Genomic DNA, 226 nt, shown 5'->3' on the forward strand with positions numbered 1-226 from the left:
CATCGACCGGCGGCTCACCCAGGTCCTCACCGACTCCCCGGGCAATGAACTGGCCGCGGCCGCCCTGCGGCTCCAACGCGCCTGCGGACTGCGTGTCGGGGAACTGCTCGATCTCGAACTGGACTGCGTCCACGAAGTCCCAGGCCACGGCAGTTGGCTGAAAGTTCCCCTCGGCAAACTGGACACCGAGCGGATGGTCCCCCTCGATGAAGAGATCCTGGAGCTG

The 226-nt window shown here is 66.4% G+C and carries 1 protein-coding gene; it reads left to right on the plus strand.

What is annotated here, in order from left to right; all coding sequences use genetic code 11:
• On the plus strand, nt 1-226 hold a 226-nt coding region (locus ABFP37_RS22615), incomplete at both ends, for a hypothetical protein (RefSeq protein WP_347035049.1).

It is taken from the genome of Burkholderia sp. RS01 (genome assembly GCF_039748055.1).
GTDB lineage: Bacteria > Actinomycetota > Actinomycetes > Actinomycetales > Micrococcaceae > Arthrobacter.